General features: G+C 73.1%; 1 protein-coding gene. It reads right to left on the bottom strand.

Annotated features, from left to right (window positions below):
* Nucleotides 1-683, bottom strand: a 683-nt coding sequence (locus NQ160_RS24415) for a DUF5684 domain-containing protein (protein WP_257517540.1), incomplete at both ends; no start/stop codon positions are given.

Raw genomic sequence — 683 nt, 5'->3', positions numbered from 1 at the left:
CCGCGGCGGCTCGGGCGCCGCGGGCGCCGCGGGCGGCTCCGCGTCAGGCGGGGCCGTCGGCGGCTGCGGCGGCTCGTAGGGCGGCGGCTGGGTGGCCGCGGGCGGCTGATAGCCGGCGGGCGCAGCAGGCGGCTGATAGCCGGCGGGCGGCGCGGGGGGCTGGTATCCGGCGGGCGGCTGGTAACCGGCGGGCGGCTGGTAACCGGCGGGCGGGTAGGCGCCCGTGGCGGGGGGCGGCGGGTAGGCGGCGTAGCCGGCAGCGGGGTACTGCCCCACGGCCGGGGTCTGCACCGGAATGCCCGACCACCGTGTGGTGTCACGCAGGAACGAGTTCGCCCAGGGCGCCGGCGGAACGGCGAGGGTCCACCGGGAGCGGTCGAACGCGAGGATGCCGAGCCACACGATCGACAGGAAGATGTAGAGCACCACCCAGACGGGCTCCTTCTGCAGCTTCATTCCCACGCGGTACGCGCCGAGGATCGTGTAGACCCCGGCGGCGAGGAAGAAGAGCGACCCGACGCCCACAGGGGCGAGGAGGATCCCGGCACCCCACGCAATGAGCAGCCACCAGGGGTTCAGATCACCGAGCTTGACGAAGACCATCGTGTTGTAGATCGGAACCCACGCGCGCCAGCGGCCCTGCACGCCCGCTTTGTCGAAGATCTTCATCATGAACAGCGACG

Source organism: Microbacterium sp. zg.Y909 (genome assembly GCF_024626565.1).
This window is presented reverse-complemented; position numbering and strand designations above follow the sequence as displayed.